This is a genomic window from Nitrosospira multiformis, assembly GCF_900110185.1.
In the GTDB taxonomy this organism is placed as follows: Bacteria; Pseudomonadota; Gammaproteobacteria; order Burkholderiales; family Nitrosomonadaceae; genus Nitrosospira; species Nitrosospira multiformis_A.
The window spans coordinates 196,347-220,618 of record NZ_FOCT01000001.1 but is presented as its reverse complement, the minus strand read 5'-3'; the positions used below and the strand labels follow the sequence as shown (position 1 = coordinate 220,618).

The 24,272-nt window shown below is 52.5% G+C and carries 28 protein-coding genes; 20 read left to right on the top strand and 8 right to left on the bottom strand.

Annotated features, from left to right (window positions below; all coding sequences use genetic code 11):
* The first annotated feature begins 48 nt into the window (after positions 1-48).
* A complete protein-coding gene (locus BMY01_RS01050; RefSeq protein WP_074743740.1) occupies positions 49-330 on the top strand; it encodes a DUF768 domain-containing protein in 282 nt (93 codons plus the stop codon).
* A 482-nt stretch (positions 331-812) separates the two neighbouring features.
* Here the strand turns inward: BMY01_RS01050 and BMY01_RS01040 are convergent, their stop codons facing one another.
* Complete coding sequence (locus tag BMY01_RS01040; protein ID WP_074743739.1) at positions 813-1,367, bottom strand: recombinase family protein; 555 nt, start codon at positions 1,365-1,367, stop codon at positions 813-815.
* Positions 1,368-1,753: 386 nt separating this feature from the next.
* On the bottom strand, positions 1,754-2,569 hold the full coding sequence (locus tag BMY01_RS01035; protein WP_074743738.1) for a P-loop NTPase family protein: 816 nt from the start codon (positions 2,567-2,569) through the stop codon (positions 1,754-1,756).
* Between the two features lie 446 nt (positions 2,570-3,015).
* Here BMY01_RS01035 and BMY01_RS18205 point away from each other — a divergent pair, with 446 nt between their 5' ends.
* The 3 genes from BMY01_RS18205 to BMY01_RS01020 all read left to right on the top strand — a co-directional run bounded on the left by BMY01_RS18205 (position 3,016) and on the right by BMY01_RS01020 (position 4,168).
* Positions 3,016-3,213, top strand: a complete 198-nt coding sequence (locus BMY01_RS18205; protein ID WP_254772547.1) for a hypothetical protein — start codon at positions 3,016-3,018, stop codon at positions 3,211-3,213.
* A 633-nt stretch (positions 3,214-3,846) separates the two neighbouring features.
* The gene (locus tag BMY01_RS18555; protein ID WP_302848413.1) at positions 3,847-3,981 is read left to right on the top strand and encodes a hypothetical protein; all 135 of its coding nucleotides are present in this window, start codon (positions 3,847-3,849) and stop codon (positions 3,979-3,981) included.
* Positions 3,956-4,168, top strand: a complete 213-nt coding sequence (locus tag BMY01_RS01020) for a hypothetical protein (protein ID WP_368086222.1) — start codon at positions 3,956-3,958, stop codon at positions 4,166-4,168. Before BMY01_RS18555 ends, BMY01_RS01020 begins: the two co-directional genes overlap by 26 nt.
* A gap of 252 nt (positions 4,169-4,420) precedes the next feature.
* Here the strand turns inward: BMY01_RS01020 and BMY01_RS01015 are convergent, their stop codons facing one another.
* Both BMY01_RS01015 and BMY01_RS01010 read right to left on the bottom strand, forming a co-directional pair.
* Positions 4,421-4,681: a hypothetical protein gene (locus BMY01_RS01015; RefSeq protein WP_217638595.1), complete on the bottom strand. Its 261-nt coding sequence runs from the start codon at positions 4,679-4,681 to the stop codon at positions 4,421-4,423.
* Positions 4,682-5,023: 342 nt separating this feature from the next.
* Positions 5,024-5,374 carry a hypothetical protein gene (locus BMY01_RS01010; protein WP_074743734.1) on the bottom strand — a complete coding sequence of 117 codons (351 nt, stop codon included), beginning with the start codon at positions 5,372-5,374 and terminating at the stop codon, positions 5,024-5,026.
* 741 nt (positions 5,375-6,115) lie between these two features.
* On the opposite strand from BMY01_RS01010, the gene BMY01_RS17215 reads away from it, so the two are divergent.
* Positions 6,116-6,409 carry a hypothetical protein gene (locus BMY01_RS17215; RefSeq protein ID WP_139176627.1) on the top strand — a complete coding sequence of 98 codons (294 nt, stop codon included), beginning with the start codon at positions 6,116-6,118 and terminating at the stop codon, positions 6,407-6,409.
* A 332-nt stretch (positions 6,410-6,741) separates the two neighbouring features.
* Here the strand turns inward: BMY01_RS17215 and BMY01_RS01005 are convergent, their stop codons facing one another.
* Entirely contained in the window at positions 6,742-7,203 is a 462-nt protein-coding gene (locus BMY01_RS01005) for a hypothetical protein (protein WP_074743733.1), read from the bottom strand.
* 831 nt (positions 7,204-8,034) lie between these two features.
* Between BMY01_RS01005 and flhD the strand changes: the two genes are divergently transcribed.
* From flhD to chrA, 14 genes are all read left to right on the top strand, one after another.
* Positions 8,035-8,352 (top strand): flagellar transcriptional regulator FlhD, encoded by a 318-nt coding sequence (gene flhD / locus BMY01_RS01000; RefSeq protein ID WP_074709356.1) that lies wholly within the window; start codon positions 8,035-8,037, stop codon positions 8,350-8,352.
* Positions 8,353-8,433: 81 nt separating this feature from the next.
* Positions 8,434-8,982, top strand: coding sequence for a flagellar transcriptional regulator FlhC (flhC, locus tag BMY01_RS00995; protein ID WP_074743732.1), 549 nt, complete (start codon positions 8,434-8,436; stop codon positions 8,980-8,982).
* Positions 8,983-9,344: 362 nt separating this feature from the next.
* The gene (gene motA / locus BMY01_RS00990) at positions 9,345-10,205 is read left to right on the top strand and encodes a flagellar motor stator protein MotA (protein WP_074743731.1); all 861 of its coding nucleotides are present in this window, start codon (positions 9,345-9,347) and stop codon (positions 10,203-10,205) included.
* Between the two features lie 21 nt (positions 10,206-10,226).
* Positions 10,227-10,469 (top strand): flagellar motor protein MotB, encoded by a 243-nt coding sequence (locus BMY01_RS18680; protein ID WP_368086220.1) that lies wholly within the window; start codon positions 10,227-10,229, stop codon positions 10,467-10,469.
* A complete protein-coding gene (gene motB, locus BMY01_RS00985) occupies positions 10,366-11,169 on the top strand; it encodes a flagellar motor protein MotB (RefSeq protein WP_368086219.1) in 804 nt (267 codons plus the stop codon). The genes BMY01_RS18680 and motB overlap by 104 nt, the downstream gene beginning before the upstream one ends.
* Positions 11,170-11,443: 274 nt before the next feature.
* A complete protein-coding gene (gene flhB / locus BMY01_RS00980) occupies positions 11,444-12,640 on the top strand; it encodes a flagellar biosynthesis protein FlhB (RefSeq protein WP_074743730.1) in 1,197 nt (398 codons plus the stop codon).
* 2 nt (positions 12,641-12,642) lie between these two features.
* Positions 12,643-14,721: a flagellar biosynthesis protein FlhA gene (flhA, locus tag BMY01_RS00975; protein WP_074743729.1), complete on the top strand. Its 2,079-nt coding sequence runs from the start codon at positions 12,643-12,645 to the stop codon at positions 14,719-14,721.
* Positions 14,718-16,430 (top strand): flagellar biosynthesis GTPase FlhF, encoded by a 1,713-nt coding sequence (gene flhF / locus BMY01_RS00970; RefSeq protein ID WP_074743728.1) that lies wholly within the window; start codon positions 14,718-14,720, stop codon positions 16,428-16,430. Before flhA ends, flhF begins: the two co-directional genes overlap by 4 nt.
* Entirely contained in the window at positions 16,423-17,316 is an 894-nt protein-coding gene (locus tag BMY01_RS00965; RefSeq protein WP_074743727.1) for a MinD/ParA family ATP-binding protein, read from the top strand. Before flhF ends, BMY01_RS00965 begins: the two co-directional genes overlap by 8 nt.
* Before the next feature lie 11 nt (positions 17,317-17,327).
* A complete protein-coding gene (locus tag BMY01_RS00960; protein ID WP_074743726.1) occupies positions 17,328-18,056 on the top strand; it encodes an RNA polymerase sigma factor FliA in 729 nt (242 codons plus the stop codon).
* On the top strand, positions 18,038-18,778 hold the full coding sequence (locus BMY01_RS00955; RefSeq protein WP_074743725.1) for a flagellar motor protein: 741 nt from the start codon (positions 18,038-18,040) through the stop codon (positions 18,776-18,778). Before BMY01_RS00960 ends, BMY01_RS00955 begins: the two co-directional genes overlap by 19 nt.
* Positions 18,779-18,840: 62 nt before the next feature.
* Positions 18,841-19,074, top strand: coding sequence for a hypothetical protein (locus BMY01_RS00950; protein WP_139176625.1), 234 nt, complete (start codon positions 18,841-18,843; stop codon positions 19,072-19,074).
* 72 nt (positions 19,075-19,146) lie between these two features.
* A complete protein-coding gene (motD, locus tag BMY01_RS00945; RefSeq protein WP_074743723.1) occupies positions 19,147-20,010 on the top strand; it encodes a flagellar motor protein MotD in 864 nt (287 codons plus the stop codon).
* A 168-nt stretch (positions 20,011-20,178) separates the two neighbouring features.
* Entirely contained in the window at positions 20,179-21,504 is a 1,326-nt protein-coding gene (gene chrA, locus BMY01_RS00940) for a chromate efflux transporter (RefSeq protein ID WP_074743953.1), read from the top strand.
* A gap of 263 nt (positions 21,505-21,767) precedes the next feature.
* Here the strand turns inward: chrA and BMY01_RS00935 are convergent, their stop codons facing one another.
* The 3 genes from BMY01_RS00935 to flgA all read right to left on the bottom strand — a co-directional run bounded on the left by BMY01_RS00935 (position 21,768) and on the right by flgA (position 23,473).
* Complete coding sequence (locus tag BMY01_RS00935) at positions 21,768-22,244, bottom strand: flagella synthesis protein FlgN (protein WP_074743722.1); 477 nt, start codon at positions 22,242-22,244, stop codon at positions 21,768-21,770.
* A gap of 1 nt (position 22,245) precedes the next feature.
* Complete coding sequence (flgM, locus tag BMY01_RS00930; protein ID WP_074743721.1) at positions 22,246-22,572, bottom strand: flagellar biosynthesis anti-sigma factor FlgM; 327 nt, start codon at positions 22,570-22,572, stop codon at positions 22,246-22,248.
* Between the two features lie 154 nt (positions 22,573-22,726).
* Positions 22,727-23,473, bottom strand: a complete 747-nt coding sequence (gene flgA / locus BMY01_RS00925) for a flagellar basal body P-ring formation chaperone FlgA (RefSeq protein ID WP_074743720.1) — start codon at positions 23,471-23,473, stop codon at positions 22,727-22,729.
* A 382-nt stretch (positions 23,474-23,855) separates the two neighbouring features.
* On the opposite strand from flgA, the gene flgB reads away from it, so the two are divergent.
* The gene (gene flgB, locus BMY01_RS00920; protein WP_074743719.1) at positions 23,856-24,260 is read left to right on the top strand and encodes a flagellar basal body rod protein FlgB; all 405 of its coding nucleotides are present in this window, start codon (positions 23,856-23,858) and stop codon (positions 24,258-24,260) included.
* Positions 24,261-24,272: the final 12 nt, after the last annotated feature.

The window sequence follows — 24,272 nt, the reverse complement described above, 5'->3', positions numbered from 1 at the left end:
TGAGGGGTGACCGGCCCCGAACTCAACGCAGAAGATGGGTGGGCAGTCATGAGCAATCGCTTCCTGATGTGGGCCAAAACATGGATCGAGGAAAACATCCCTCCCGGCGCCAATTCCGACATAGAGAGTTATGAAGTAAAGGCAAAGCGGCTGTCGGAGAAACTGTTCGCCGAGGCAGCTGCGGCCAACTTCACAAACTTCGAGACCGAGGAAGAGCGGGAGCGCGTTACGCCCCTGGTACTGGCCGCGGTCTCGGACAGCAGAGACTTTGACATCGATGCCTATCATCTCAAGTCGCAACTTGCGCAGGAGAATGAAGATGGCGACTGAGCCCCGCATGGTTGGTCTTCGGGGCGGCATCGCGTTGGTTGCTTGTTAGCTGCTCGTGACATATCCATAATCAAAAGAGGGCTGTCATTTGTTCTCAAGGATCTTCCTGGAGACAAGCCTGTAGTTTTTCGCATCGGTAAAGCATAGGCGCTTGTCAGCTGTATTCATAATATAGATGAGTTCGAGAAATGGCCTAAGAAAACCCACTGAGCATTTCCTTCCTTCTCGCTCAGCTCGCGATTGTCTAGGAAGTGAACTTCTGAAAACGGTTTTACCATGGCTGTACCCAATCTGCTGATTATGACAGTACTATAACGAGATGCATCCCCATTCTGCATTGCAGTGGGCAACACCCGCTGAATTTGCCCGCCGGGCAAGGGAAAACACCTTGCCCGACAGGCCTACGAAGCCGGAATTTTCCACTTTAGACCGGTACTGATGGTACTGATTCCGAGGTAGGGTCACTAGCCTGATCTTTCTTCCTATCGGATGTATTGATAAAGGGTTTCGCGGCTTATCCCAAATTCCTTGGCTAGTTTGCTCCGGTTTGCTCCCGCTGCGGCCTGCTCCCGCAGCTGCGCAATCCTGTCTGCGTTGAGAGCCGGCTTCCTGCCCTTGTAGACTCCCTTGGCTTTCGCCAAGGCTATCCCTTCCCGCTGCCGCTCCTTTATCAGGGATCGCTCAAACTGAGCAAACGCGCTCAGCATCGTGAACATCAGGATCGAGCGTGGGTCATTACTGCCAGCGGTAAAGCTCATGTTCTCCTTAACGAATTGAACCGATACTCCCCGATCGTTCATTTCCCTTACAAGCCTTAGCATGTCCTCGACGTTACGCGCCAGCCTGTCCATCGAATGAACTATGAGCATATCCCCCGCACGGACGTGATCGAGTGCGGCTTGGAGTTGAGGCCTGTTTGTATCTTTGGCGGATGCCTTGTCAGTAAATACCTTGTCTAGCGAAATACTGTCGAGCTGCCGTTCTGGATTTTGATCTAAAGAACTTACCCGGATGTATCCGATTCTCTGACTGGTCATGGTTCTTCCCTGCTATAAATGTCAGAGTAGAGTCTATGACCTTCATGAGTGAGTGTCAATCAATATAATTTATAACTCCAGATTGACAAAATGACAGGAAAAGTGTCAGGCAGATTTGTCAGGATGGGGTGTACTCCAAAATGACAAATTTCAGTTTCTCTAACTGGCATTCACTATGCGTAAAACAAGTGAATGCTAATAGTACCCCCATATATCGCGGGATAACCCGTTTTTAAAAATGTGATGAAGAACTCTCAGTGTCCTCAATCTTCCAGTAAGCCCCATCGGTTTCTTCGCGAGCACGAACTTTCCCATCGCACCGCGCTAGGTGAGCCTCGTCGTATTCGCAATCCCCGGCTAAGCTACTTCACAGCCATTGGCTTCCCTCAAAACTCGGCCTCGGAGAGCGGATAGGTCTGCGTGTTCCCGTTGCGAACTTTATAGAGCGTCATCTTTATGTTGCTGAACTGCACTTCGTTGTAAGTCTTGTTTTCCTTCAAGGAGAACTGCTCAGAGCGGGATAGTCCTCCTGAGTCCAAATCGCGGTAGCGAATGTCGTAGCTGCCTCGAGTGACATTGTCCAGCGTGAAGCTGGCCCGGGCCGGAATGAAGAAGACGCGAACGGGGAAAGCCTCGGGACTGTCGAGTGAGACGAGTTTTACGAAGACATCCGAGTCGTTCTGGCTGTTGTCGATCATCACCTTCGAATAGCCATCCGTATGGGTGTGGGAATAGCCTGCGACGTAGTCGGCGGTCGCTGACCACGGGTTTCCGGTCGGAGCTGTCGCCAGACGAACATACACCGAACGAGGGGGAGCATACGCCGAACGAGAGGGAACGTAAGGATTGCTGGAAGTGTAGGACTGGGACGGCGTGAAGAGACGCGGATCCAGGACATAGGGCTTGGAAGGAGGGGCGCCAGGGGGAGCGGTCTGGATCGCATACGCGATCGAACTGACCATGCCGAGCAAGATCAGCCCTTGCAAATAGAAGGGCCGACGGAAGAGGCTCCAGGCATCCTTCAAGCGTCCAGCAGAGGTGCCTCCCTTTCCCAAGGATTCGAGAAACTCCTCGATTTGGCGGCGCAGAACCTTCCCTTCGTCCTCGCCGTTGTCGCCGAGACCCTTCATCCAAGCCTTAGCTTGATCTGGCTTGATCTTCTTTGCGAGGTCAAGAGCGTCGAAGGCGATGGCCCGCGCCATGTCGGTCTTCCCGAGTACGGCGAAGACCCATGCCTGGTGCGCCGCGAGGCGAGCATTGATGTTCTCTATTCCGCGTTGATTCTTTAAAGGCGTCGACTATAGTAAAACTTGGTACGGAACATCATCGTAGACGGGTTAATCTTTTTGGTACCAAATCGATTTTTTATTCACCTGAACGGATAGAGGAGAAAAATGAAAACAAGAAGGTTAATTCAAACTACACAATTGGTAAGCTTTTTCGGGCTTTCCGCTATGTTGTCAATAGCTGCAGCTGATCCACCTGTAGCACATCAATCTAAAACCCAGAATATTCCCGGTGTGATAGGACCCCCAACACCACCCCCAACAGGCACACCCAAGCAACCTCCTCCTCCTAAAATTCTTAATTGCGCCCAAGATTGCGATGCTTGTACGAGGGAAGGCCTTCGTTGCACAAGCAGCCTTGAGTGTATGGAGAAATATCCGGCCACCCCGATCCTGTGCTTGGTTCCGCAAAGATGATCTCCCACCACGAACGAGAAATCGCGGAACTGAGCGTTGACCGTAAATTGATAGTCGAGTATCTAAAGGCAGCGATGGAATCGCTCGATAATTCCGACGATCGGGCTGCCGAACACCCCGAGCTAAGGAAGAGGCGTACCTAGTTCATACTCCAGGTGTTTGGAAAGAAAATTCTCGTACTCCTCCCATTTCCCAAAGTAGCGCAAGGAATAGCTTGCCCCTGTCCCCCCATTGGGGGTCCTCCCGAGCTGAAAATCTATTTGATAAACCTTGCCTGCTTCAACGGGGGCTCTGATTATGGGGAAGGTTGGATGGTGAAGATTTCCGTAAATCGCAGATATCTCCAGATCATGGGTTCCAGGATCAACCTGAATCACATTCGGCAACCCTATCGACCAAATCCTGTCAATCCGTCATACATCTTCAGAGGTTCGAACGACCCACATCCTGAAAGAGCCAGCACAGCGAGGTACACAATCGCGTATCGATTAAAGACCAAATTCATGCAACTTTCTCCCGGAAAAATGAGGCGAAGCATAATTTTATCAGCATACTGATGAGCTTGGGCTGGAGCATTAGCGGTGCCAGCAGTTGGCTCCCAGTGCAGGATTAGAGGAGCACAAGTCATGACAGGCGTACCAGCCAGATTTGGATGCTGAGGGGGCCGGTGTCAAACAGGAACGGGTAATCAGGAATTTTCGCACGTGAGAAAATAATTCCCCTTCAGCTACAGGCCCCTTCTCGAGGCCTGTAGCATTCAGCATGGGAAAACCTTCATGGATGAGTCCAGGGCCATAGTCGATTCAACCATGGGGATGAGAGACCTGGGCACTTTGGGGCGGGAACTGGTGGAGCTTGGCCCACGACGTCAACAATGCCGGGCAGGTGGTGGGAGAGTCTCAAACGACTGAAGGTGATTACCATGCCTTCGTCAGCCTTGATGGAGAAGGTATGGTGGATCTCAATTCACTGATTGATCTACCTGACGGGGTAATTCTTATCCGAGCTACTGGCATCAATAACAATGGACAAGTGACTGCTACTGCAGGGTATCGAAGCCAGTATGCTCGAAGCAGTGAGGAAGCTTTATCCGGATGAGATCCTGCTGCTTCAGCACGATGGATTTGCAAGCACCGTACGGCTGGATATAACCAGGGCTGCATTATTCAAGCATCCAGACCTTGGGTAAAATACAGAAATTGAAACTTCCTTGATCAAAGTACGCAAGCATTTCCTGACCAACGGGTATTGACTATTTTTCCTGAAAAGATCTGTTGCCGCGCATTGTTATTGTTATTCGTTACGCGCTAGCTGACTATTGTACGGAGGTACACCAAAGGAGCGGTGCGGTTATTTAAGCGAAAGCCCGTAGGATTTTCTGTAAGGGAGAGAGTGGGTTAGGGCGTCAGGACGGTTGAACTCCAAAACCACGTCGTTATAGACCACGTTCCACAACGACTCGATTTCCTGTGCCAATCCCTGTCTCGCTTCTTCAAGCGCCGCTTCAAGAGCTTTTTCGTCAAGACTGTTAGCGCGAACCATTAAAGACTGGAATCGGCGTAAATCAGCTTCATTTTGGGCAGCTTTGTCTCCTGGGCGGATGGCGATCAAAGCCGCTCCAAATACTGCAACCACGCCAGCCCCGATTAGAGACAATTCTTTAGGGGAAACTCTCTGTTATTGCAGATACAGCCGCGCTTCCCCCTAGAACCGAAAAAACACGCTCACCCGCTCACGCTTTGCACCGACGATACAGGCGTCCAGTGCGTTCCGCCAGTCGTATCGCGTACCTGATTTCTCCTATCAACTCGTCTCGGCTCTTTTCCATTTATCCTCCTATTTGTTGGGAGGCGGTGATGGTGGTGCGGGGCGATATTCGTCTTGGCGGCACGTGCGATCCATCCATCAGAATTCATAGTGGTTATTTGAGTGTTTGTTTTGGATGTGGTTCGTTTACCTGCCCATATCATAGACTTTGTCCCCCACAACCATCTTAACATCGTAAAATGATTTCCCCTTGGAAGTGATTTCCCTGGTAAGAATTATGGCTGTCGGTCTATAGACATATTGATACCCACGTCCCGCACAAGTAAGGGATGTGTTGTCGTCAAACACGATCACGCGACCGCGGTCACACCCTTCGAACGTGTCATTACCTTTTTCGTCGTCATACCACCGGTTTATAGTTTTGCTTGCAGTAATTGTATAACCGACCAAATCATTAAGATCATCCGCAAGTTTTGCGTATGTCGGTAGTGCTGCAAGGGAAAATATGAGGACAAATATAAGCGAGAATATTTTCATGTACGATTCTTTCTCCTGCAGTATTGCCTAGAATTAAGAGTTCGTCGCAGGCATCACTTTATATTGTCATACCTGTTTTCATTTTGGAGTAGGTTTGTCGAGCTCCCCATGGAACCCCACATAGCCAGTATGAAGATTTTGGGGCGCAGAGGCTTCAGGCATTCTGGCCTTCATGCGGCGCACAACTTCTGCGAATCTTTCTGAAAATGGTTTTTTGGACAAGGACGGTTCCTTAAAATCTCATCTTGCCGCAAGGCCTCATCCCAAGCTACGGGGCCATTATTTTCCCAGTGAACAAGAATTGGATTGACATTTTTTGCAACGGTGGCGGACATTAAGGAAGGGCTTAATTGAAAGCGGAGGTGGAGTGATAGACACCTCAAAAGAAAACGCCCTGCGGCATGCTTGGGCAATCCTCAAGCCGTACGAAAGCGCCAAGGTCGCAGAGGCCGCATGCTGCTAAACGCGATCGAAACAGTAGAGGCTACAAGCTAGCTATTCCATATTCACCACCGCCACAAACAAAATTGGCGCCATTGACTCGCTGATGGCAATAATAATTGGAGTTATTTTGTTATTGGTGGTAGCGGGACTCCTTGGGCCATAGAGGTCGGAGCGACGGTAAAATTAATCGAATGACGCATTAGGCGAACCGTAGCCAAAACAAACACTCAAATACACTCTCTCCTTTGCAGAAAATCCCGCGGGTATTCGCCTGAGTCAATAACCGAGCTTCCACAAATGAAATTTATTCTCGCTGTCCTCTTCACCCTGGCTCTTTCCCTTACTGCCAGCGCGCAGTACTACAGATTTGACCCAAGTATTCAGCAGCGCTCCCAGGATATGATGCAGCAACAACTCGAAATTCAGCAGCAGCAATTGATGCACCAGGATCACACGATGCAGGGGCAAAATAGAGAGTTACAGAGGGATCTCATGTTACAGGTGGATCTCCTGTATCAGCAACAGCGACTCGACAACATGCGGCAACAAGGTAATTACAACCGTGGAATGCCACATCCTGGCAGATTCTAGGCCTGCAGATTCTAGGCCTGCACGAAGTGAGAACAGACAGCTTTAAAGCCAGAGTGGAGGAAATTCGCGTCATAGCGTTCATCCTCCTGAGCAACCTACTTATAGGAATGTACAACGAAGAAGAGGGCTTGAGGAAGCGTTTTTTTATTTCCATGCGTTAAGTATTTAACGGTAGAGCTTTCCTTATATTGTTAACCTGCCCACTCGTTCTCTCTTCTCAAAGTTCTCAAAGAGGGAGACGAATGCAGTATCCACGCCCGCGTTTGCCGGGCTTTTTTGTTGCCGCAATTTAAACTGGCGGTTTTTTATTGCTGAAGGGTCAACAGGAAAAGTTATTTCCTGGAACGGCTGGTTATGCTTTTGGTGGGAGAGAGGGGTTTAATTTCTTGATTTTCAGCTTTTTTGAGGGTGACTTCTAGAACTCTCTCATCTGGGAGATTTATTCTCATGATGTATGTTGAACCATTCCTGTGCAAGGATTGTTTAACACGCACATAGACGCCATTGAGGTCTTTGGCTAATTGGGACAGTCCGGATTTGAATTTTTCGTAATCGACAATAATTTTGTAAAGGCCCGCGAGCGATGCGCCGATGGTAATGGTAGTGATAACGCAACCGAGCTCGTATTCAGCTCGGATAACCCCAACGTCTTCTGCATAGGGGCTTTCTGCGAGGCGTGATAGAAATAGCTCAGAGACTTGAGACGCCACGTATTCTGCTTCCTCAGGGAAAAGAGAGTCGCCGGGGGTGACATTTGTGCAGTAAGTAACAGCCCCAATCTCGTATAGTTCCAAGACTTTTTCCCGCAATCGATTGTAGTTTTAAGAAATGCTTATAAAAGAAAAGTATAGATGTGGGACAAAAATTTGGAGATAAATCTGTTGAGCATAAATTAAAGACCTGTCTGTTTTGGAGATTCAGAATCGCCAAATTTGTCGGCACAGGCTTCATCAATCGCTCGTGCAGCAAGATCACTGCCAATACCCTTCATATGCTGGAGAATGCAGTCATTATAGTTAGTGGCTTCTGGTACACGATGGTTATTGGATTCCGTCTGGCGATTACAAGAAGCAACTTGAGTAAGTAATAATAAGAGGACTAGGGAGGTCAACGATCTCATTATTTATCCTTGTGTTGCTTCGGTTTTTTGAATTAAACACTCCTTCATTCAGCCATATTATAGCTATGGATAGGGTCGGAGGTATGATTGTTGAATCAATTTCAAGTGCTTGACATAACCTGGTTTCCGTGAACGGTAATGGAGTTATGGAGTTTCAGTCTGAGAGCGCAGGAGATTGCCAAGCGATCATGATGAAATAGGCGGTTTTTCGATCAGAATTTTTTTGTAGGATTATTAAAAATTTGATCTTGACCGCTAAAGTTTCATAAAAAGTTGACGTTGATCAACCAGAACCAGCATAACCTGCTATCGGTATCGCATCCCCAGCATCGTTTGAGCAGGTTATACAGCCCCGCTGGATATCTTCCGAGCTGGTGGGTTCTGTTGTAGGAAAATTTCTTACACGGAAATGCTGTCATTTTCTACACCCAAATCGGACAACCTCCGGTTTTTTCTCCCCTTCTAAACCTCCACAATGCACCCATTCACTGTGATGGAGGTAAAAATGCAAACCAACGAACTGACAGCGGAAATCAAGGACTTCAATCTGACTTATCTCATGCTGGCCCAGCAGATGGTAATCGCCGACAAGGATATGGCGATTTTCAGGCTGGGGATAAGCAAGGATATCGCCGATATCCTGGAAGTGCTGACTCCAGGGCAGATACTCAAGCTGGCAAACTCCAACATGATGTTGTGCCGGATACGTTTCGACGACAATTTGGTCTTCGGCATGCTTGCCAACTACACCAAAGACAAATTGATGGCGCAATCCCATACGGCAATCCTGCTTGCAGGACAGCCGGTTGAAGAAATTTCATAGAGTATTTCCTGAAATATTTGCCGAGAATTTCCTGGGGAAGTGAGCTTCCCGGTTTGAGGACAAGGAGAGGGGGAATCAGTTATGCGCAAGAAAAGCATTGTGTCGGAAGCCAACGAGATAAAGACAGCGATCGAGTTGATTCGCCTGGGTGCGCGTCTTCAGTTACTGGAGTCTGAAACCACCCTGAGCCGCGAGCGGCTGATCAAACTTTATAAGGAACTGAAAGGCGTTTCCCCACCCAAGGGAATGCTGCCGTTTTCCACCGATTGGTTTCTTACGTGGCAGCCCAATATACATTCCTCCGTATTCGCTGACATTTACCGCTATCTGATTGCTCATGGCGACTGCCGGGGCATCAGCGCAATCACCAAGAGCTATAAGCTTTATCTGGAGCACTGCCAGGTTTGCGAAATGGAGCCGATACTCAGCCTGACCCGGGCATGGACGCTGGTGCGCTTCTTTGAAAGCAAACTGATGCAGACCACTGCATGCAATCAATGCGGCGGGCATTTCGTGGTGCACGCGAACGATCTTCATCACCGCTACGTTTGCGGGCTGTGCCATATGCCTTCCCGAGCCGGCAAAACCAACAAGGCGCGGACAGCAATGGTGGCAGAGGCAGCTATATAAGTCGTAGCACCCAGCGCCCCCATACTCGCGCAGATCCTTTTTCCGCGCGGAGGACATTGTTCTCCGCCAGCATCCAATTTCTTTCTCTCCTGAGCCGGAATTCTTTCCGGCTGCTTTTTGCTTTTTTCCGCTTACTTTCCAGGAAGCAATCAACACACGCTCGATGGGCTAAAGTCCGGCGGGTTTGACCCGTTATAGAGAACACATCCAGGATTTTGCTGTGTTACCGCAGTTTGCCGTAGAAGAGCCGTGATGAGGCGAGCGGCAACATTGCTTGAACCTAGCGCTCTGGACTACCGGCGTGCTTCTAAAATTACCTATTCCAGCAATGCAATAGTCGATACAGGAAATATCAGAAAAAGATGTTGGCCATTATTGGATCTCTCATCGTGCTGGGGTCAGTGTTCGGCGGTTTTGCTTTGACTGGCGGACACCTGGCTGCACTGTTTCAACCGGTCGAACTTCTCATGATCGGGGGTGCGGCAATGGGCGCATTTACCCTGGGCAATACGAAAAAAGCTCTCAAAGCCACCTTCAAGTCACTTCCCAAGGTTGTGCAGCGTCCCCGGTACACCAAAGCCTTGTATATGGACTTGATGGCGCTGCTCTATGATCTTCTGGTCAAGGTTCGCAAGGAAGGATTGATGTCGATCGAGCCTGATGTCGACGATCCCAATGAAAGCGCGATTTTTGCCAATTATCCCGATATTCTTGCCGAGCCGGTTGCGCTCGAGTTCTTGACCGACTACCTTCGTCTTATGGTGGCAGGCAATCTCAACGCGTTCGAACTGGAAAATCTGATGGACAACGAAATAGAGACTCATCACCAGGAAGGCGAAATCCCCGTGCATTGCATAAGCCGGTTGGCAGACAGCATGCCGGCATTCGGCATTGTTGCAGCGGTAATGGGTGTGATTCATACCATGGCATCCGTAGGACTGCCGCCCTCGGAACTGGGTGTGCTTGTCGCTCAAGCGCTCGTGGGAACTTTCCTTGGTGTTCTTCTCGGGTATGGGTTTGTCGGGCCCTTTGCCTCGATACTGGAACAGAGGCTCAATGAATCGACAAAGATACTGCAATGCATCCGGGTCACCTTGCTGGCAAGCATCAATGGCTATACTCCTGCACTAGCAGTCGAATTTGGACGAAAGGTGCTCTACTCGACGGAGCGGCCCAGTTTCGCTGAACTGGAAAGCCACGTCAGACGGGCAAAAGACAAATAAGAAAGGGGAAAGAGGTCAGCCATGGCCCAGACGCAGCATCGTATTGTCATAAAGAAAGTAAGGAGGCAAAGCCAGGGGCACGGAGGCCAGTGGAAGATTGCCTATGCAGATTTTGTAACTGCGATGATGGCGTTCTTTCTGCTTATGTGGCTGCTCGGTTATGTGGCTGCTCGGTTCCGCGACCCGGGCTCAATTGCAAGGTATTTCCGACTACTTTATGAAACCGCTGGAATCGGTACCGAAAAGAGATTCCGGGAGCGGTGACCGGACAAGTTTGATTCAGGGAGGCGGAAAAGATTTGATGCGTCGGGACGGGCAGGTACAAAAAATGGATGTGGACAGCTCCGAGAAACCGCTTAGTCTCAAGGCAGCACAACTTGAGCTGGAGCGGCGCGATGCACGTCGGCTGGAGGACTTGAAGCGCCGCCTGGAGCGTTTGATCGAATCCAATCCGACCATGCGTGAATTCACGAAGCAGTTACTGCTGGATATTACGACGGAAGGCCTGCGCATTCAGATCATCGATGATAAGAATCGGCCGATGTTTGCGCTTGCCAAGGCTGAACTGGAGCCGCACACCCGCGAAATTCTGAAAAAACTTGGCAGTGTCCTGAACGAAATGCCCAACAAGCTAAGCCTTTCCGGTCACACGGATTCAACTCCCTACGCGAGTGGCGAGAAAAATTACAGTAATTGGGAGCTATCTGCCGATCGCGCGAATGCTTCCCGCCGGGAACTCATTCTCGGTGGGATGAATGAGCAAAAGATCATGCGCGTGGTGGGCCTGAGTTCCGCAGTCCTGTTCGACAGGAATGATCCGACGAATCCTGTCAACCGGCGTATCAGCATCATTGTGATGAGTAACAAGGCTGCCGAAGCAATAAGCAAGGAAGGCGTGGAAACAACGGAAGTCAAAACGAATGGCGCGATCAATCCCGAAACCTTGCGCAGTAGGGCCGGCTGAGAAACTGTTGTCACCCTTCCGGAAACCCGGCAACAATCTCCTCTGGCGGGAAACACTCCACTGATCCTGCCCGAATGCGGAAATCCCATTCCGCACCGTGTAAAGAAAACCCCCTGTGTTGATCCCCTCCGCGATGCCGTGAGAATTATGGGGAAAATTGCGTTCTTTTTCCCCGATAGCACACTCCCGAGCTGCCCAATAATGTCGCATGTCATCCACGTGCAGTAATTCCACGTGGAGTTATCAGTCATTCGGGTTGTGACAGGAATCTGCAGTGAGCGAAGAGAGCGATCAGGAACGAACGGAACCGGCGTCCCCCAGGCGTCTGGAAAAGTCTCGTGAAGAGGGGCAAGCACCGCGCTCCACGGAACTGTCGACATTTGCCCTCCTTATTACAGCTGGGACTGGTCTTTGGCTCATGGGTGGACACTTGAGCAGCCGGCTTGCCCGATTGATGAAGGAGGGAATGCATATCCCGCGTGAGATCGGATTTGAGTCGGCACGCTTGGTCGAGCGCCTGTTCGACCAATCCTTCCATGTGCTGATTACCTTCGCTCCCTTCCTGATACTGATGATCCTGGTCGCCCTGGTTGCGCCCATGCTGCTTTCCGGATGGCTTTTCAGCTGGAAGTCGCTCAATCCCGATTTCAAGCGGATAAATCCACTGAGCGGCCTAAGCCGCATGTTTTCACTGCACAGCCTGATCGAATTGGCAAAAGCTCTCCTCAAAGCCGCACTGATCGGTGGAGCAGGGGTATGGACGATCTGGCATTACAAGGAATCCGTGTTGTCGCTCATTGCCCGGCCACTCGTCCCGGGCTTGACTCATATGGGCGAACTGGTTGCCCTGAGTTTTCTTTCCATCGCGGGTACCATGATACTGATTGCCACAGTGGATGTGCCGTTCAAGTTGTGGGATCACTACCGCAAGCTCAGGATGACCAAGGAAGAAGTTCGTCAGGAAAACAAGGAAACGGAGGGTAATCCGCAAATCAAGGGGCGTATCCGTGCGCAACAGCGCGAAATGGCAAGAAAGCGCATGATGACCGAAATTCCCAGGGCGGATGTGATTATCACAAACCCTACCCATTACTCCGTCGCGCTCAAATACGAAGATGGCAAGATGGGTGCGCCGCGAGTCGTCGCCAAGGGTATGCATCTATTGGCCCTGAAAATCCGCGAGATAGGGCATCAGCACAAAGTGCCGGTGCTGGAAGCGCCACCGCTGGCCCGTGCTCTCTATCAACATACTGAGCTGGGGGATGAAATTCCCCAGACCCTCTATAACACCGTTGCCGAGGTGCTCGCTTACGTCTATCAATTGCGCCGTCATCAGCAATATGGCCCGCCGGGCGGCAAGGCCCCAGTTTTGCCGGAACTTGACGTGCCGGTTGAGCTGGATCCGGAAAACAAAGCGTTCAAGGAAGCGGGAAGAACTGGAAAACCTGGAAAACCTGGAAAACCTGAATAACGATGACTGCGATGACAAAACTGACTTACCTGTTTAGCGGTGCGAGGGCGCGCAGCCTTGCAGGCCCGCTGCTGATATTCATGATCCTCGGCATGATGGTACTGCCACTGCCCGCATTTTTACTGGACATGATGTTCACCTTCAACATCGCGCTCTCCATCATGGTGCTGCTGGTCAGCATCCATACGCACAAGCCGCTGGATTTTGCCGTATTTCCCACGGTGCTGCTCCTTTCAACGCTGCTGCGATTGTCGCTCAACGTGGCGTCTACCCGCGTGGTGCTGATGCAAGGCCATACCGGGCCGGATGCGGCAGGAAAAGTCATCGAGGCATTTGGTCATTACCTCGTCGGCGGAAATTATACAGTCGGCATAGTTGTGTTCGTTATTCTGGTGGTGATCAACTTTATCGTCATTACCAAGGGTGCAGGCCGCATTGCGGAAGTTTCCGCGCGCTTTACGCTGGATGCCATGCCGGGTAAGCAGATGGCGATCGATGCGGACCTCAATGCGGGCCTCATCGGTGAGGAGGAGGCGGGGAGGCGGCGCGTCTCCATTGCGCAGGAGGCTGAATTTTACGGCTCCATGGATGGTGCGAGCAAGTTTGTAAGGGGAGATGCGATAGCGGGAATTCTCATCCTCTTTATTAATGTAATTGGCGGATTGATAGTCGGCGTTCTGCAGCATGACCTCGATCTTGCTACCGCCGCCAGAAATTACACCCTGCTTGCCATCGGTGACGGACTGGTGGCACAGATTCCCGCGCTTATTATCTCTACCGCTGCCGGCCTGGTAGTAAGCCGCGTCGGCACAGATGAGGATATCAGCACTCAACTGGCAGGCCAGCTTTTCTCGAAGCCCCAGGTATTGGCTTTGACTGCCGCTATCATCGGTCTCATGGGTCTGATACCCGGTATGCCTCACATTGCCTTTCTGCTGCTGGCTGCATTGTGCGGGGGGGGGGCGTATCTGATGGAACAGCGCCGCAAGGGGCTTGCAGCGCAGGCGCCGACAGCTCCCGTTATCCAAGCGGAGGCGCAGGACGCGAGCTGGGATGATGTCATGCCCGTAGACATACTGGGACTGGAGGTGGGTTATCGGCTGATTTCGCTCGTGGACAAAGCTCAGGACGGGGAGCTGCTCGGGCGGATCAAAGGCGTGCGCAAGAAATTTGCCCAAGAGGTCGGGTATCTTCCGCCGACTGTTCATATCCGTGACAATCTGGAACTGCGCCCTAACGGGTACCGGATAACGCTCAAGGGCGTCACTATTGGAACCGGTGAAGTCAATGTGGGGCAGTATCTCGCCATCAATCCGGGCATCGTATCCGGCAACGTGCCGGGTCTTGCCACCACCGATCCCGCTTTCGGGCTGCCCGCTGTCTGGATAGAAACAGGTCAGCGAGAGCGCGCCCAGTCGCTCGGGTATACGGTGGTCGATGCAGGCACTGTCGTTGCCACCCATCTCAATCATCTGGTGCACAGCCACGCTGCCGAATTGCTGGGCCGCACCGAAGTGCAGCAATTGGTGGATCGCCTCTCAAAGGATTCCCCCAAGCTGGTGGAAGATATGATTCCGAAGCTGCTCCCGCTCTCCACCTTGCAGAAGGTGCTGCAGAATCTGCTCGAAGAGAATGTGCATATACGCGACATGCGAAGCATCGTCGAAGCCCTGGCCGAGCACGCTTCGAAAGTTCAGGATGCGCATGAACTGACGGCGCTGGTGCGCATTGCGTTGGGGCGCTCAATCGTTCAGCAGATATGGCCCCAAGCCAGTGAGCTGCAAGTGATGGCGCTTGATTCCGGACTGGAAAGGTTGCTGACGCAAGCTTTGCAAGCCAGCCCGACGGGGGCCGGAATCGAGCCGGGACTCGCCGATACCCTCATTCGGGAGGCAGCTGGAGCCAGTCAGCGGCAGGAGCAGGTGGGGCTGGTTCCCGTGTTGCTGGTGCCGGCGCCGCTTCGAACCTTGCTGGCGCGTTTTCTGCGCCGTGCCGTCCCTCAACTGAAAATACTGTCGCACGCGGAAGTACCCGATTCAAGCAATATTAAAGTCACTTCGATTCTTGGAGCCAGAGCATGACTATCAAACGATTTTTTGCCAAAACAACCAGTGAAGCATTGCGCATGGTACGCGATGAGCTCGGATCCGACGGGGTGATTCTGTCGAACCGGGCGGTAGACAATGGTGTCGAGATATTGGCCTTGAGCAATAGCGATATGTCTGCGCTGCTCCCGCTGCCGGAATGCCAGAAAGAAGATGGGCGGCAGCAAAGGCCGCGGGAAGAGAGCAAGAACGGGTTTTCGCCCGACGTGTCGGTAGCGATATCTGCCGTTCCCAAACCTGCGGTTCCCAAAAGTATGCCCGAAAATCCTGCTGTACCTCCTGCTGCAGGTGCGGAGCAGACAGCAAGGACGGCAAGAATTGAAAGAAATGTTGAAGAGGCACCCCAGCCTGATTTGCCTCCTTCGCCGCGCAAGAAGGCGCAAGAAACAGGCCACGCTGCCAGGACCAACAAAAAAGCCATTCCACAAGTTTCCAGCAAACGTCCTCGCGCAATCACGGGATGCGTGCAGTCCACGAAGAGTGGAGAAGGGTCAGTGAAGAAAAGCAACAGAGAAACAACCTCCCGTGAAGCGAGCGGCATGGCGGGGGAAACGAAGGTGTCAGACTTCCGGAGCTGGCGGAAACGGTTACAGAATACATGCAACTCAGCAACGGCAGTGAATCCGGAAATTGCAATTTCCCGCAAGCCGCGACGGCTTGCGCTGGATTCCCTTCAAGTCGTGGACAAGGTTGCGGCCAGCGTTCTCAAGGAAGTCCGTTTCATGCATTCGACATTGGAGCAGCAACTTGCCTCACTAAGCCGGAACGAACAGGAGAGACGCGATCCGGTACGCGGGCAATTATTTCGCCAGCTGCTGGCAGCAGGACTCCATGATGATTCCGTGCAGGCGCTGCTGGATCAATTGCCAGGAAATCTGGACGCAAGCGCAGCCATGAACTGGGTAAGAACGGCACTGACAGGCAATCTTCAGACTATCGGGAACGAGAACGAAATTCTGGAGAAGGGGGGTGTTTACGCCCTGGTAGGGCCGACCGGTGTGGGTAAGACGACCACTACCGCGAAGCTCGCGGCGCGTTGTGTTGTCCGCCATGGAGCAAGCAAGGTCGCTTTGCTGACGACCGACAGCTACCGCATAGGCGGACATGAGCAGTTACGGATTTATGGAAAGATTCTGGGGGTCAGCGTACATGCGGTGAGGGATACGCAGGACTTGACCCTCGTGCTGAATGAATTACGCGGCAAGCATATTGTGCTGATCGACACGGTTGGCGTGGGGCAGCGCGACCAGATGGTGGCCGAACAGGTTGCCATGCTGAGCGGCTGCGGCAGTGAAATCAAGCGCCTGTTGCTGCTCAACGCTGCTTCGAGCTGGCATACGTTGGACGAAGTTGTTCAAGCCTACTGGGGTGATGGTCTGGCGGGCGCCATCATCAGCAAGCTGGATGAAGCGGTGGTAACGGGCTGTGCGCTCGATATAGCCATGCGCCACAGTCTGCCTCTCTACTACGTCGCTCACGGCCAGCGGGTCCCCGAGGATATCGAGCTCGCGGATGCCGAGTCCCTGGTAAACCGCATGTTCGACGATCTCTCGCAGTTCGCTCATTTTCCTCAGTTCCAGGGTGGCGCGTCTTTTACCGCTATCGATCATTCATGCTCGATAGCCGGAGCAAGTCGCGAGGGTGGCGGAATCGGACCGGATACGAGCGAGGTGTTCCTTGACTGAACCCATTCATGACCAGGCAGAGGGCCTTCGCCGATTGCTGGTTCAGAATTTCCTGCGCATTGTCACACTCACCTCCGGTGGTACGGGTACGGGAAACACCACAGCTGTGATCAATCTCGCGGCGGCTCTGACGCGCAATGGAAAAAGTGTGCTGGTAATCGACGAGAACACGGGTGCAGGCAATGTATGCGGGCTGCTGGGATTGAATGCGCACCGTGACCTGCTGGATGTTATTCGACGCGACAAAACCGTTCAGGAAGTGATTGCCAGCAGTATCCACGGATTTTCGATCCTCCCCGCGGGGCGAGGCATGCGAGCTCTTGAAAAACTCAATGCCGGCGACCGCGCTCACCTGATCGGATCTTTCGCGCATATAACGCCGTCATTCGACGTGGTCCTGATCGATGCTGCTCCCGGCAAGGCCAGCCGCTCGCTTTCGCTTGCTCTTTCAAGTCATGAAATCGTTGTGGTTGCTTCGCCCGAAGCCGCTTCCATTACTGCTGCCTATGCGCTGATCAAGCATATCGGTGGAAACTACCAGAATAAGCGGCGCTATCACATTCTGATCAATAAAGCGGTTACAGGAATCGAAGCAAATACCATTTTCAGCAATATGGAGAGCGCCGCCAGGCGTTATCTGGGGATTTCGCTCCAGTTCCTGGGATATATCCCGTACGAGCACAAGCTCTGTCCCGATAACCCGTTGCCCGAATCTCTTTCGGCTGCATCCTTCGGAGCAGCGTTCCAGCATGCGGCAGAATCGCTGATTGACTGGCCGTTCGAGGAGGATGAAGGACGAGGCCTCGAACGCTTCATGCAATGTTTGCTGCAAGGCAGTTCCGGCAGTCAGGGTGCCGGAATGAATGCCGTTACAGCAGAGTCATAATGAGGAACAGCATGTACACTTCGGTCGGCACCATTGATAAACAACAGCAGATCGTGGAGTTTACTCCGCTTGTAAAACGGATTGCCAATCACATGATGGCGAGACTGCCCGTCAGTGTTGAAGCAGACGACCTGGTACAGGTCGGAATGATCGGCTTGATGGAAGCGTTGAACCGGTATGAAGAGATGCCCGGGGCACAATTCGAGACTTATGCGCAGCAACGCATTCGCGGCGCCATGCTCGACGAGCTGCGCCAGCTGGATTGGCTTCCGCGAGGGGCCCGAAGATCCATGCGTCAGATCGAAAGCGCTATCAACGTGCTGCAGCAGCGCCTCGGCCGCTCTCCTTCGGAGCGGCAGATCGCCGAAGAACTCGGCGTGTCGATCGAAAGTTATCAGCAGATGCTGTTTGAAGCAAGAGGAACCCAGCTTATCCATTATGAGGATTTTTCGGACGATGAGGACGATGATTTTCTGGAGCGCAACTGTGCCGACAATACTGCTGATCCGCTGTCAGCGCTGCTCGACGGCGATTTGCGCCGGATTTTGATCAATGCCATAGAGATCCTGCCCGAGCGTGAAAAAACGCTGATGGGGCTGTACTACGAGCAGGAACTGAATTTCAAGGAAATCGGCGCCGTTTTAGGCGTATCCGAATCGAGGATATGTCAAATGCATAGTCAGGCGATTGCCCGGCTACGCGTGCGACTCAAGGAGTGCGCATGGACTTCAATAGCATAATCGGTATCGGTATTGCACTGGTTGCTGTTTTTGGCGGGCAAGTGCTCGAGGGGGGGCACCACGCATCGCTCATTCAGGTTACGTCGCTCGTAGTCGTGCTGGGCGGAACATTGGGAGCTGTTCTGCTGCAAAGCCCGGTCCGCCAGTTTGTACTTGCCATGAAAATGAGCCGCTGGATATTTGTTCCGCCAGTGCTCAACCCGGAAGCGGTAGTGCAGCATATCGCAACCTGGAGCGCTGCTGCACGTAAGGAGGGTTTGCTGGCACTCGATAATCATGTTGAAGGCATCGACGATCCTTTCGTGAGAAAAGGACTGCAGATGGTGGTGGACGGAACCGAACCCAAGGTGTTGCAGCGCGTGCTGGAAGTGGAGATCGAGACTTTCGAGGATCTCCACCATCAGGGCGCCAAGGTGTGGGAAGCAGCTGGAGGTTATGCACCGACTATCGGCATTCTTGGAGCGGTGATGGGATTAATCCAGGTAATGGAAAACCTGTCCAATCCTGCCGACCTTGGCGCAGGTATTTCGGTCGCATTCGTCGCGACCATTTATGGCGTCGGCCTGGCAAATCTTGCATTTTTGCCTATTGCAAACAAGCTGAAGACCCTTATTGCCCGCCAGGTATTGCTGCGGGACATGCTGGTCGATGGCCTGGTCGGAATTGCAAAAGGCGAGAATCCACGGCTTATTGCAGAACGGCTGAAGGGATATGTTGTATGACGAAACCTTCCGCCCGAATCAGTACAGCTTGCTCAGTAGAGCAATCGTTCCATTCAGGAGAAATGATGAAAAACAGTGACAAAACAGCTATGACAAACGAAGACGAAGCCAATGAAGCGGTTACGACTGGAGATGACAAGCAAAGGCCGATGAAGGATGGCGTGTACGTGGAGAGACGCCAGGGGGAAAGACGCGCCGGCGTAGAACGGCGCGATCCCAATAGCCGGGGAGCAAGCGAGAGAAGAAATCCGGACCGGCGCAAAGGTGGGCGCAGGGCGAGCGACAAAGAGGTATGAAGAAAAAGACTGGTTATGGATAGAAAATGAAACGGAAACCCGGTTTATCAGGCAGACAGGCTTTCAATTGATATGGCCCGCAAACGCAAACTGGAAGAGCGTGAGAATCACGAGCGCTGGCTCGTATCCTATGCCGACTTTATCACGCTACTGCTCGCGCTGTTTGTCGTGATGTATGCGGTTTCGCAGTTAAACGAAGGCAAATACCAGCGAGTGGCGGGCTCGCTTGTGAGCGCATTCGGCGCGCAATCGGATCGAAGCATACTCATTACGCCGGAGTCCGCGCCCTCGCCGCCTGTTCAGGAATCCCCCGAAGAGGACTGGCCAATAAAAAAGGCGCGTCGTCTGGCCGAGGCGCAGCGCCGGCAGCAGGAAGCAATGGAAGTTATCGCAAGAGATGTCGTAGCAGCCTTTCAGCCATTCAGCTCGCTCATTGAGAACGGGCAGGTCAGGGTGATTCCAAGCAGTCGGGGATTGGCTGTGGAAATCAATGCCAGGGTATTATTTGCGCCTGGGCAGGCAGTTCTGGAACAAAACTCCGCCCGCGTTCTTGAAGCAGTGGCGCAAGTGTTGAAAGATAACGACTATCCCATCCAGGTGGAAGGCCATACGGACAGTATTCCGATCGTAACCGATAAATTTCCCTCCAACTGGGAATTATCAGCAGTGCGGGCCAGCAGTGTAGTTCGATTGCTCATCGGCAGCGGGGTAGAGGCGGCACGGCTGACTGCCGTGGGCTATGGCGAGAACCGGCCTGTGGATTCGAACGATACTGAAGAGGGTCGCACACGTAATCGACGCGTTACCATCATGATCCTCTCCAACCCAGGCCACAATCCGTCCGATAACCTAGAGGACGCGTCACAGGAAACCGAGTCCGCGTCGGCGGATTCTGAAAGAACTGCTTGCCTTTTTCGGCGAGAGAAACTAGCATAAGTTTTTCCTGCGGGGATTCAGCAGCCTCCCCATTCAAGACGTCCGCATTTCAAGACCTCGGCGTCCAAGGCCTGCTCCAATCTTAAGGGTCGAATTCCCTGTAGAGGAGAGTGCGTGGACGCTTCAAGCAAAGATACTGAGGCACCGAATCCAGATACGTTCCCAGATATATCCCCTCCTGTTACTTTCGCCGAAGCCGCTTTATATTGGCTGAAGCTCGGATTCATCAGTTTTGGCGGACCTGCCGGGCAGATCGCGATCATGCACCACGATCTCGTCGAGAAAAAACGGTGGATTTCGGAAAGCCGTTTTTTGCATGCATTGAACTATTGTATTGTCCTGCCGGGTCCGGAGGCGCAGCAGTTAGCGACTTATATTGGCTGGCTCATGCATCGCACTCCGGGCGGCATCGTTGCGGGCATGCTTTTCGTATTGCCGTCTTTCTTCATTCTTGTGGGACTTGCCTGGATATATATGGCGTATGGCTCGGCTCCAGCAGTTGCGGGCCTGCTCTACGGTTTCAAGCCTGCTGTAGTGGCCATTGTTCTATCGGCCGCTTGGCGAATCGGCGCCAGGGTCCTGAAAAATCCCATCACATGGAGTATCGCCGCGCTCGCATTCCTGGCAGTCTTTGTTTTTGAACTACCGTTTCCCTTTATTGTTCTGGCTGCAGGTCTGATTGGATATTCAAGCGGACACTTTGCACCGGATTATTTCAGGACCACGAGTGTTCATGGCACCGACAGAAAGGGGTCCGGAAGCGCCTGGATTGACGATCATACGCCCATACCACCGCATGCCTTGTTCACCATGAGAAGGTTCGTGGGAGCGGCGACCGCAGGCTTTGTCATCTGGTCGAGTGTCATGGGTGCTTTTTCTCTCGCCTTTGGCTGGGAGGATACATTCACGCAAATCGGCTGGTTTTTCACCAAAGCTGCCTTGCTTACTTTCGGCGGCGCATATGCCGTTTTGCCCTATATTTATCAAGGTGCGGTAGAACATTACCAGTGGCTGACGCCTATTCAGATGATCGATGGGCTTGCGCTAGGGGAAACGACCCCAGGTCCTCTGATCATGGTGGTTACTTTCGTCGGTTTTGTCAGTGGATGGGCCAAAGCAGTACTGGGTTCAGAAGCAATTTTTGCATCGGCTTTTATCGCCTCCGCCATAGCCACTTTCTTTACCTTTCTGCCCAGCTTCATTTTCATTCTGCTAGGCGGTCCATTTATCGAAACCACACACGGGAATCTGAAACTTACAGCTCCGCTTACCGGTATTACCGCCGCGGTAGTAGGTATTATTCTCAATCTGGCCTTATTTTTTGCCTATCACGTTTTCTGGGTATCGGGAATCGATGGTCCCATAGACTGGATTTCCGTTGCCCTGGCTGCTATCGCACTGATTGCTTTATTTCGCTTCAAGAGCGGCGTCATTCCGGTCATTCTGGGATGCGGGCTGGGCGGCATGGCGCTGCGCTCGTTATTTCCGCAGTGATCGCACAGCCTGTTCTGAGTCTCGTTCGCACCTTCGACAAGCTCAGGCGAACGGGGGGAAGGGCCCAGGGGCAACGGGATGATGAGTCCGACAGGTTAGACCGGCAGGGGTGAAAGGAATACCAGCATTTATTCCAACACAGGAAACGTCGGAATTCCCTGTTCCAATCCGTCTGGTCCTGATACGGATTGTATAGCGTTCTCAATAGAGGTAAGTATAGGGGGCATGAGGAAAACCGCGATCCCGTGTCCTGTTTTACTTCCTTAGATCTCGCCAAGCCGGCGTCCGCCGGAAAAGATCTGCGGCTGACCATTAGAGCCATAAAGGCCATTATCATGGAGGCCACGGGCAGCAGCATGTAATGCAGAAAGTCTTTGCTGGTTATAACGGAGGCGCTGGCTCACGAGAATACCGTTGATTTCGTTTATCTGATGGGCGGTTTCAGTCAACTGGAGCAACTCCTGCCAAGCCATAGCCGCGGTGGGATGATCTGCCAGCCTGCGTTCCATACCACCCTGATCCTCGCGGGAGCCAGACATTGCAAGCCACTGCTCACGAGCCTGGGTAAGCTCGGCCAGCTGCTGGGCATGACTTGCTTTTTCCACGGCGAGCGGCAACAGCACAGACACATCCGCCTGTTGCAAGGCATGCTGCTCCCTGCGCAGCACATCGATGAACACCCGTACGGCATCGCGCTCGTTAGCAATACCGGCAATGGGATCGAAAACAGTATTATTCAAGTTATCCCTGCCTGCTGCGAATCAGGTCGCGGACAGTGTCGAGTAACCCATCAGCCACTTTGTCCGCATTGACCGTGAAACGGCCTTCACTGATGGCCTGCTTGATTTCTGCTACCCGCTCAGTATCAAAAACCTCGCCCTTCGACAAATTTTTCTCGATATTTTTCAGTTGCACGCTCAGTTGGATATCGGTGCTTATGCTATTCGCGCCCCTCGCACCCGAGGTGGCAGCGTTTGCTACCGCGCGCTGTCCCGATTTACCAGGAGACGGCTGCCCTTCGTTAACCGGCTTGGCAGACTCTGTTTTGATTGAGTTCTCTATTTTCAATTGCTTGTCTCCTCAGTTTGACTGTAGACAGTTTAACGGAGAACTTGGGAGAAACTTGAGATTTATCAGGTCCAGTTACCGATTCTTACACGCAAGACGGCAACCCAAGAACGGCTGAGCAAAGGTCATCTTTTTGTTTTCTGCTTTCCTGCAATCAATAGGTTACTTCAACGATGGCGCCTGCCCGGGCAATGCCGCTTACAACCGTGCCCGAAGCGCTTCGAACTTTTACCGGCTGGCCCTCTGTTGCATGGGTCAGCGCTTTGCCTTCCGCACTCACACTGAACCCCCGTCCGCTGGAGACAAGCTTCACAGTCTGATTCTGTATTACGGCTGTTTGAGCGCGAAGCATATCCTGGCGTAACGGACTTCCGAAAGGAAGGCTCCCTCCCAAGGTTCTGCCAATTGCTTGATTCCAGTCGGTCACGATACCCGGCGGAAGCTGGCTGAGATCGCCTTTCCGGCTGGTCAGGTCTGAAGCCGCAATTACCTGTCCCTGTCTCAGTGGCCGGGTGCTTACCAGATAGTCAGCCACGACTTTTACGGTAGCGCGGACGTAAATGGTCCAGGAGTGAGGCGCCGTACACTGCACCATGACAGTTGTATTTCCCCAGGGGCGTGTGCCCGGCGGCAAGGAGGGTTCAAGCGCCGTGCAAGCCGGCAATCCCACCCGCGCATCGATCGGCCCCGGCGTGATTTCCACCTCGCCGGGAAGACCTATCGACTGCATCTGCAGAAAGCTCAAAACCGCCTGCTTGACAGCATGCGGATCCTGCCTTGCAGTTGCCGGGGCAGAGGCTGCTGCGGAGACAAGTGAGGGGAGAATCAAGGGTAGGAGAATGAGCAGGCTCGGGCTACAGGCCAATAACCGGGATAGTAATCGAAGATGGATGGCAGGCATATGGACTCTCAAAAAATGCTTCCAATGTGCGACTCCAGGATTCTAGTACGCATGGGTATCGGGTAGCGGTGGAAATGAGAGGTGTTTTTTCCGCTATTCGGGGCATTATCCGGAACAGGTATCCATATACGATATCACCCTGCGATTGCCTGCTTCCTTACGTGATTGTTGCTGCAATGACCCGTAAAGGACCCGTAGGCAATTGGAGGGATGGGAGATCCAGAAGCTGCAACGGCTGCGGAATCTGATTTCAAAGTCGAGATAAGGGGATCTAGGGGATTTATCCCCTTTTAATCCGGCTTTTGGACAATTTCCATCCCTAATAAGATGCTTTCGTTTATCCATTCAACACGAATTGAAATTGATAGAAGGGGAGATTTCCGTGATCGATAAGCTTGATCATGCATTTCGATTTTATCAGGATGCGGCCAACCTTCGGGCGCACAGGCAGCAATTGATTGCTTCAAACATTGCCAATGCGGATACGCCCCAATACAAGGCGCGCGACATCGATTTCAAGGAAGCGATGGAAGGCGCGTTGACCGGGAAGCGCGGCGTCATTCTTGTGACAAGCGCGTCGAATCATATTGCTTCTCCAGCAGGAGCAGGGGTGGCAGCAGGGCAGCAATTGCTGTACAGGACCGCCGTACAAGGCAGTGTGGACGGGAACACGGTCGATATGGATGTGGAACGCAACCAGTTTGCCGATAACGCCGTTCATTATGAGGCCAATCTCACATTCATCAGCGATCAGATCAGGCAGATGCGGACTGCCATTCAGGGCTAGGGGGAAAGCGGA